Annotated in this window: 10 protein-coding genes; 5 read left to right on the forward strand and 5 right to left on the reverse strand. The window is 42.8% G+C overall.

Annotated elements, in window-relative coordinates; genetic code table 11:
- Window positions 1-112: 112 nt before the first annotated feature.
- The 4 genes from ACFR81_RS01355 to ACFR81_RS01370 all read right to left on the reverse strand — a co-directional run bounded on the left by ACFR81_RS01355 (window position 113) and on the right by ACFR81_RS01370 (window position 2,796).
- Complete coding sequence (locus tag ACFR81_RS01355) at window positions 113-559, reverse strand: hypothetical protein (RefSeq protein ID WP_343876463.1); 447 nt, start codon at window positions 557-559, stop codon at window positions 113-115.
- A gap of 12 nt (window positions 560-571) precedes the next feature.
- Complete coding sequence (locus ACFR81_RS01360; RefSeq protein ID WP_343876465.1) at window positions 572-1,477, reverse strand: hypothetical protein; 906 nt, start codon at window positions 1,475-1,477, stop codon at window positions 572-574.
- Between the two features lie 44 nt (window positions 1,478-1,521).
- Window positions 1,522-2,430, reverse strand: a complete 909-nt coding sequence (locus ACFR81_RS01365; protein ID WP_343876466.1) for a hypothetical protein — start codon at window positions 2,428-2,430, stop codon at window positions 1,522-1,524.
- Window positions 2,431-2,547: 117 nt separating this feature from the next.
- Window positions 2,548-2,796, reverse strand: coding sequence for a hypothetical protein (locus ACFR81_RS01370; protein WP_343876467.1), 249 nt, complete (start codon window positions 2,794-2,796; stop codon window positions 2,548-2,550).
- A 286-nt stretch (window positions 2,797-3,082) separates the two neighbouring features.
- On the opposite strand from ACFR81_RS01370, the gene ACFR81_RS01375 reads away from it, so the two are divergent.
- The 3 genes from ACFR81_RS01375 (at window position 3,083) to ACFR81_RS01385 (ending at window position 5,066) form a co-directional block, all read left to right on the forward strand.
- The gene (locus ACFR81_RS01375; RefSeq protein ID WP_377148600.1) at window positions 3,083-3,427 is read left to right on the forward strand and encodes a MarR family winged helix-turn-helix transcriptional regulator; all 345 of its coding nucleotides are present in this window, start codon (window positions 3,083-3,085) and stop codon (window positions 3,425-3,427) included.
- Between the two features lie 796 nt (window positions 3,428-4,223).
- Complete coding sequence (locus ACFR81_RS01380) at window positions 4,224-4,376, forward strand: site-specific integrase (RefSeq protein WP_377148601.1); 153 nt, start codon at window positions 4,224-4,226, stop codon at window positions 4,374-4,376.
- A 51-nt stretch (window positions 4,377-4,427) separates the two neighbouring features.
- The gene (locus ACFR81_RS01385; RefSeq protein WP_343876468.1) at window positions 4,428-5,066 is read left to right on the forward strand and encodes a tyrosine-type recombinase/integrase; all 639 of its coding nucleotides are present in this window, start codon (window positions 4,428-4,430) and stop codon (window positions 5,064-5,066) included.
- A gap of 161 nt (window positions 5,067-5,227) precedes the next feature.
- Here the strand turns inward: ACFR81_RS01385 and ACFR81_RS01390 are convergent, their stop codons facing one another.
- The gene (locus ACFR81_RS01390) at window positions 5,228-5,848 is read right to left on the reverse strand and encodes a hypothetical protein (protein ID WP_343876469.1); all 621 of its coding nucleotides are present in this window, start codon (window positions 5,846-5,848) and stop codon (window positions 5,228-5,230) included.
- A 79-nt stretch (window positions 5,849-5,927) separates the two neighbouring features.
- Here ACFR81_RS01390 and ACFR81_RS01395 point away from each other — a divergent pair, with 79 nt between their 5' ends.
- Both ACFR81_RS01395 and ACFR81_RS01400 read left to right on the forward strand, forming a co-directional pair.
- The gene (locus ACFR81_RS01395) at window positions 5,928-6,512 is read left to right on the forward strand and encodes a type IV toxin-antitoxin system AbiEi family antitoxin domain-containing protein (RefSeq protein WP_343876470.1); all 585 of its coding nucleotides are present in this window, start codon (window positions 5,928-5,930) and stop codon (window positions 6,510-6,512) included.
- Window positions 6,479-7,330 carry a nucleotidyl transferase AbiEii/AbiGii toxin family protein gene (locus tag ACFR81_RS01400; RefSeq protein WP_343876471.1) on the forward strand — a complete coding sequence of 284 codons (852 nt, stop codon included), beginning with the start codon at window positions 6,479-6,481 and terminating at the stop codon, window positions 7,328-7,330. The genes ACFR81_RS01395 and ACFR81_RS01400 overlap by 34 nt, the downstream gene beginning before the upstream one ends.
- Window positions 7,331-8,521 lie beyond the last annotated feature (1,191 nt).

An 8,521-nucleotide genomic window follows, 5' to 3' on the forward strand; every position in this document is an offset into this window, starting at 1 on the left:
TGCGGGTGTTTTCTTCTGGTGCGGGCGCTGATTTTCTTTGCGGCTTCGGACCCCTTATGAATAAGCCTCATTTTGCCCATTGGTGGAAATTCGAGCGTAACCAATCCTCATGTTAAAGCGATAGTTCCAAGGAGGCAGAAGAGTCAATTAATTTTTGGACTTCAGAGATTAGTTGATTTTTCTTTGAATTATGAGCCTCTACAACCTCTTTAACAGATTCAAAGTTACTACTCTCTTTTAGAGTGAACCCCTGATGAGGATTATCAGCAGTAGCCTTGGGATGCAAGTTAATATATCCGCCCTGGTTGGTGAAGTAAAAAACGTAATGAGCGCTATGCGATGTGTTTTCATAGCTACCGATAAAAAAGACAGCAATACGAGAATTCTTGTTATCATTGACCCATTCAGTTGAGATTGGGCGGTAAGGGATATTCAACTTGTGAATATTACCTCCATTATTTCGGACTTGAGTTTGTTGGTCTTCTGTCAAAATTTCGAAAAGTTTCCCCCAAATCTCGTAAGATAATCTTCCATCTGTGATTGATTTACTCCAAGACATGATGCAACTCCTTTATAGATAAATTCTCTTTATAATAGCACAGTTGATTATTTTATTTACTTTAGTATTTTTTAAAATTGTATCATTTAGGGTGCTGATTTCCCCATCTGTATTTTTATAAATAGTAGTCAATAAGCAAGTGGTACATAATATTCCAATATTTTCTAAATATTCAATATCACTCATAGATATATACTGAGGCTTCCATTTTTTATCAATGATAGGCGTATAATTATTATCATTCATTTTCATAATGTGACGATATCTACATCTTAATTGGATTGACTGCCACACGATTCCTGTATTGAGAAAAGCCACAAGTGGACTGATGCCAACCAAGGCAATGATGGGTTGTATAATACCTAATCGTATTGAGGAATCGGTAGAGTCTTTAAGGAAAAAATATATATAAAAAAATGATAATATAATCATCAAAGAGCCAATAAAATATTGATTTCTAATGTTAACGAAAGTTTTTGCTAACTCATCTTCGGACGACCTGAGCAAAGTTCCAGGTACGAGAAAGTCGGACAAGATAATCAAAAAAGAAACTATAACTGCAGGATAAGTTATTATGTACAAAAAAACACTTATTTGAGTGTTATCTATAAGCCAAAAAGAAACAGCCGCGACAGAGAGAGCCAAGATGGTGGATTGAATTACGCTTTTTCGTAATCTTACTATTGAGGAAATCCCATTAACTCCAATACCCACAAGACCAACCAAACAATAAACTAGTAATACCAATACTAGATTACCTAATTTTCTGTTTTCAACACCAAGATAAATATTTATTAACACCCCTAACCCTAAAAGCATTACCACCACGACTAAAAGGGTAGCCCAGTCAGGTTTAGGATAGCTATTTTCAGCAAAGACAGAATTTTCTTCGAATCTCTTAGAATCATTTTGAATCATTATTTATCTACCATAACGTTGTCTGATTTATGTCCTCTGATTTGTTAATCTAGTGAGAATAGACATAGTTTCCAATCAACATTAAGAAATATCTTTGAGTATTCTATTATCCTTAATGATTTCAGGATTTCTTCATTTTCAGCTCCTGAAATCAATGAATTATCATCAGATTGTAAAAGATTTAATAAAAATTCAATCTGTTCGCTTTTACTTTTATCCCTTTCTGTATAATATAAGTTAAGTTCATTTAGGGTATCCAGAAAACCATTAGCTGTTTTTATAATAGTATTTTTGAGATCATCAGTTGATAATCGTTGCAATTTATTTATCAAAGTCTCTAATTTTTCGAAGGTTTCATATTCACCCCTAAATACATTCGCTTTACCCCAACTTCCTGGAGTGGTAAAAGTCCAGTAATAATGTCCTTTTAATTTAGATGGTGAGACATATCCACTTTCTTTGGCTATTGCTCTATTTTGACGATTTAATGCTATCTCTTGAATGGTATGAAAGTTGGGTGCAACATATCTTACGAGGGCAGATTTGGAAAGATTATTTTCAAGTATTTCCAACACCTTTTGCTGATGAGCATCGACCGCGAATCTATAGTAAGGTCTATTCCATAAATGATATTGTCTACTATTTTTAGTTTTTAAATATTCACTACGTTTATATTGCAAAACTAGGCTAGTTGATTGGATATTTGTCATTGCCAATTGCTTAGTTGTCGGGTTTCCTCCTGGGGAATTTGTCCAATGCTGAGGGTAAAGAACTGTTCCACTTAGTGAAAATGATGGAGGGTAGCCTAAGTAGCTCCATATAGGATCGTTAGCGGGAGGTAGTGCAGTCGCATCGTATCCCAGTACTTTTTCGGCTACTTGATCAGAGGGTATGGCATATAGTTCAGCGTTTAAGAAGTTTTCATATTGTTTTTCAGCAAACTCAGATTTCATAAGATTAGATTCCCTACTTGTTCATAGAGGATGTAGTTAATAGTCATTTATAAGACGACAGGTGTAGAACCGCCCAGAATTAAAGGGGGGGGCTCACTTGACTAGAAAATCAACCCGTCAGACGGCTCGAACCTTAGCGCGCTTGGCAATATAGCTCGCCGTGGCGAGCGTGAGGTCAGGACGCCTATCGCGAATCTGCTTAATTAATGCCGGCTCTCCGATTTCAGACAGTGGCTCGGAAACAATGCTATTGATCCACCGAACCGCGTCGGCTTCGTTATCGAAACCCGCCTTCCGGATTGCAACTGTTTTTCCTCGACGATCTCCAAAGAACTTGTATTTGAAATTGGTGAATAGTTCACCCATGAGTTACTCCTGTCAATTGACTAACATTCTCAATCTAATTGCGCCATAAATCGCTAAAAGTAGAGAATTGTAATTCAAACGGTCGTTTTTGATACACCTTGACCCCAGGTAGGGGTAAGCTCGATTTTTGGGTTCAGACTTTTATCAAAACCCGGTATCAAAACTGATTGTCTCAAAAAGCAACACAGCTAATGTTTTTGAACCGGTAAAAGACTATATATTTCTTCAACGGTAGTATGACAAGCAACTTCTCGCAGCACAGCCGACCGACTGAGGATAAAGACCCTTGAATCTCGAAGAACGCCACAGCCATACCTCCGCGCTTATCAGCACCGTAGGACGCAGGCTAGAGAGTCACCGACGAACTATCCTCACCAAATCGAATCTAAAGAATGCCGAATACGCGGTATTGGTAACTCTTGCGCAACAAGGTCGGACTCAAACAGAACTAGCCACTGAAATCGGTGTCCGACGAACTCATGTCGGCTCGATAGTAAATGAACTCCTGCAAAAAGAACTCGTGGCAATCACAACGCCCGCAGAAGTAAGCAGGAACAAAATATACGCCCTAACACCGACTGGCTATCGACTCCAAGAGAAGTTGCGCGCGGGGATGATAGTGGTAGATTAACAGCTTTTTGAAGGTATGACTGAACTAGAGCTCTTTCAGGTGGAGGATGTGCTCGAACGTATCCAAAAGAGAATCCCGTACATCATGGATTAGATGATGAGCTGTATAAGAAATATGGCTTCTCTTGTCAGAGATAACTGAGATACTACGAGCATACTTTCCCCAATTTCCGCCCCCTACTCAGGGCTATCAACAGACCAAAGTAGGCCTCAACGCCGTCTTGGTTAAAGACTCCGCCAATATTTTCTTCTTAGGAGTCTTTGGAGATTCTATGTAAAAGGCGTGTATCTACGATAACGATGAAATCGTTGTTGATCGCTCCAGCAAACCTATCTCCGGGAACGTAGTCTTCGACTGCATAGACGGTGAATTTCCCGTCAAGCGATTGGACGTTGATACCGGAGGTCAGGGATGAGTACTACCAGAGAACGATGAATATCCACCGATAGCTATTGCCCCTGAATCTGATTTTGAATATTTGGGGTGGTGGCATTCTGCCTGTATAAGCCAATGAAAAGTCTCTAATGCAATCTGAATATAAATCTGCCCTGCGTAGACAAATGGTCTGATTCTGCATCTAACTATTATGGTACATAATGTAAGTTATGTACCATAAAATGGGTTGGGAGAACTCCGCGCTGGTTTTCTGATGATGCGGGTCTCAAAACAGTCGTTTATCGAGGATGTGTCTAGCTAATGCCCAGTGAGCTTGTTGAAATCACCAGTGAACAATCAGAGTTGATTCAATCTGGCTCAACTGAGCCAAATTTCGTCAAGCACCGCGGTCTCATCGCCTCTGTCCTACACTTCGGAAAATACTCAGCAAGCTTATCTCAATGATCTGAAAATCTTCTGCACCTTTTTAGACGAAGCAGGCGTTGATTTACTGCAAGTACGACGAACCCACCTCGATGTTTTCTCTCGGGTCCACGAACAATACACCGACTAGAACGCTTCCGTTGCCCGACGCCTCGCAGCAAGCTCAGCCTTCTATCGATTTTTGCTACTCGATGAAGTCATTGAGAAATCCCCAGCCGAATACATCCGCAGACCCACCATCGACCCCGACTTCACCGCAACCCAAGCCCTCACCCAACGCGAAGCACTCCGACTCCTCGATGCTGCCACCGAGCACTCTTTAAGAGCACAAACCCTCGTGGACTTACTACTAAGTACGGGGCTGCGCATCAGCGAAGCGTTAAGTATTCGGGTGTCGGATATATCGGAAGGCCGGCTTCTCATCACCCGCAAAGGTGGTAAAAAAGCAGCGGTCTACCTGCCCGAGCACACCCTGCGGAATTTACGAGAGTTGACCGAAACCACAGGATCAGAAGTAGAAAAACAGAGTATTGGGGTCTCTTCCCTGGTCTTTATCACGCGTACCGGAAAACCCTGGCAGCGAAGCAACGTCGACGGACTCCTGAGAAAACTAGCCCTGACCGCTAGCATCAGAAAAACAGTATCCGCCCACGTCCTGCGCCACACTCACGCCACCTTAGCCCTAGAGATGGGTGTGGCGCTTCATCATCTACAGGATTCTCTTGGGCATAAAGACCCCCGAACCACTAGACGGTATGATCACGCGCGGTCGCGGTTAGAAAACTCCTCAGCAAGAGTGGTCGGAACATTATTCGAATAACTCCAACCACTCAACTCCCCTTTACGTATTCAAGAAACCGCCTATAACCATTTCTTTTCTCTTTCCACTGATATGTACTGAGTCCATTTCATTGTTTTGTGTATTCATTTTCAGGAGCACCACAGACCTAACCCCAGTACATATTGGCAGAAAGGAGAAACTTATGGCAGAACTTTGCCATTCTTAAAACCTGTTGCATATCCAATCTCAACAGCTTCTAATAAATCGGAGGTAGATACCGTCCCTCCTCGCCTAAAAGCCTTTTCAACTTTGACTTCACCCAATGGGCTATCATCAAGCTGAAAATAGATGAGCGGTGATTTCGTGTCTTCTCTGCTTATATAGACATCTTCCCAGGGTGCCTGATGCATGTTCCTATCCCCTTTTCTACGTATTATTTTCTCTCCCCTAACACCCTGCTGGGTTTCAGCCCAAAGAACCTTAAACACCTGAACACGAGCGTACCCGTCTAAGCTTAAAGCCAGATAACTAGGGCGTCGGGAACTTATCCAGCCTGCAGTGTCTGAGGTGCCTTGGACGACAGGACAAATATAAGCATTAAATCGCTTGAACTCCCAGGTACCAATTCCTTTTGCAGGAGCATAAGCCGACTGGTGGGGTTGTAGATGCCTAAACCAAGCATCAAGAGTCGCATCCTTCCAATATGGAGTGACACCTGTTTCACCAGCGGGCTCCGGAAGTGTACCCTCCGCAATCATTCGACTAATCCCGTTTGAGCGAACCTTCATCTGCCGAGCAAGCTGGGGTCTTGTAGTAATCATAGTATCCTCTAAAGTGTATTCTGTTCTTAACAAAATGATACCATTATCAGTCTTCTTCTGAAGCGTACTAGAAATAAAAGTGTATTCTGTTAATGACAGATATAAAGAAAGCAAGGTCATGGAACAACAAAGTTATCGCGAAATCTTACGCGAAATCGCACTTGACAACTATGGATATGTAACCACTAGAGAAGCGATTGCGGTGGGTGTCCCAGCAGGTGAACTTGCTAAATTGGCGAGACGAAGAAAGGGAGAACTTGAGAATATAGGCTATGGCCTTTATCGGGACACCAGCGTACCCGAAACACCACTAGGGTACCTAGCAGAAGCCGTCTTACGATCCGGCAAAGACGCTTACCTCCACAGAGAAAGCGTCTTAGCTATGCATAACTTAGCTTCAATTAATCCCCGCCACATCAAGGTTGCATCCCCGCGCCCTACACGTTCCCCCTTACCTCGCTCTATCCAGCTAACTAAAGTGGAAGGCAAAGATAAGATAACAATGTACGAGGGAATACCCGCTCAACCAGTTGCAGACGCCATTCTGGAATGCCGCAAAGAAGTAGAGCCTTCAAGACTAAAACAGGCCGCTCAAGAAGCGCGGAGCCAAGGTTTAATAATGTCAGCAGAATGGAAAAAATTGGAAAAGGAACTCAGCCGATGAAGGAAAAACCAACCAATCTAAGGTCACTGGAAGCGAGAATTCGCAATGCAGCTAACCACGCAGGAGAAGAAGAATCACATCGACGAACCACAATGGCTCTTGTTGTTGTTGGACAGATGCTCCCCGAGGGTGCAATTAAAGGCGGTAGCGCCATGGCGGTAAGATATGGACGAAGTACGCGTTACACTCGCGATCTCGACGTCGCCCGTCATAGCTCGCTTGAGAAGTTTCAGGATGATTTTGAGACATCATTGAACGCTGGATGGCAGGGGTTCACCGGAAGACTTGTGGAAAGAACACCCCCTAAGCCAGCAGATGTTCCGCATGGATATGTTATGCGCCCTTTCGAAGTAAAGCTGAGTTATGAGGGAAAATCCTGGTGCACCGTCGATTTTGAGCTTGGGCACAATGAAATTGATGACGCCGATAGACCCGAGGAAACGATTTCTCCAGAACTCGTTGAGTTATTTGTCGAAATAGGTTTTCCTGCGCCAACACCTGTGCCAGTTATGCGCGTCAATCACCAAATTGCCCAGAAAATCCATGCGGTATCTGCTCCTGGGAGCGACCGCGTTCGTGATTTAGTTGACCTTCAACTCCTGATGGATAAAGAAAATATTAACTACAGTGTCGTGGCAAAAACTTGTCGCCGTCTCTTTGATTACAGAAAAGGCCATAGTTGGCCGCCTGTTTTGCGGTCTGGCCAGGATTGGGAATCACTGTATTCGGAAGCAAGCGAGGGTATCCCAATATCACAGAGTTTAGCGGAAGCTATTATATGGTTTAACGGAATTATTCAGGAGATTGATAAGAACTAGTCACCGCCAAGAATGATTAAGCTTAGCGAAACTTTTTATATAACCCGCCCGATGGCACAAAAGAACCTCTAGGTAATCATATAACCTATCAAAAAACACTCGAAGATATTCCTATTTAAGCAAGCAACCCACTACCTAAAAGATGTAATGAACCCCTTACTGAGCGTCCTCCCATCTTAACTCCCTCACCAAAGCAGTTCTGAAGTTCAATCTGTGCGACCACTGCAAGTTATTGCCCATCCCAGCTCCTTGGAGTTAGCCATTAAATGGAAGCGGTGTTTCTTTTCAAATTGCCTGCTGACACCCCTTAAGGCTCTGGAGAAATTCAGAACAAATCTATATTGCATAAAACAGAACAATATTGTTCTGTTTTGTTTCTGCGATACATTCTTTGAGGGAAACTGTTGATACTTCAGGTGAGATTACACCCGACAGGTCCTACTCCACCCCGCCGCGGAACCGCCCAGTTACTTGCTCATCAGTTATACAGCAGTGTCCAATCTCGCGGGCATAGCGAGGGGTTTATTCATCATGGAAATCCAGGGTTAGGGATTCTTCATTGGAGAGTAGGGAATGTGTATCCGTACACTGGGTCAATAGTCCGAAGGATTTTCTGCCTCACCAGCCACCAACAGAACAGTATAAAACAATATTGTTCTGTTCTATTGTGTTCTGTTTTTCCTATCCTCCCCTTAAGCTACCGCCAATGGAGCGTTGATTACACCAAATTTTCCGTTACACACAAACGTTGAACGATAGGGGTGCGCATGAAGGCAGAGTTCATATGTTGATACATAGCGCCCCCCCTGGTTCTTTTACAGGTGGAGGAAAATCGCATACCGAAGAATCCTCAAGAACTAGGATCCTGACACTTTATCCAGTAGCAATAACAATATTGAACAGAACAATATTGTTCTGTTCAATCTTCTTTATATATCTACCTTGGCAGTATCAGCTAAAGGTATAGAAATTCAGGGGATCCCACATACGTCACCTTGCTCTAGAAGATTGGTTACAGCACGCGAGGGGAGCAAGAGGGCAGAGAAATAGTTTCTATATAAAACAAAACAGAACAAAACAATATTGTTTTGTTCTGTTTTATATTGTTTAGTTAGATTTTATTGAGGCTTATTCATAAGGGGTCCGAAGCCGCAAAGAAAATCAGCGCCCGCACCAGAAGAAAACACCCGC

The sequence above is a fragment of the Rothia amarae genome, from assembly GCF_042677725.1.
Classification (GTDB): Bacteria; Actinomycetota; Actinomycetes; order Actinomycetales; family Micrococcaceae; genus Rothia; species Rothia amarae.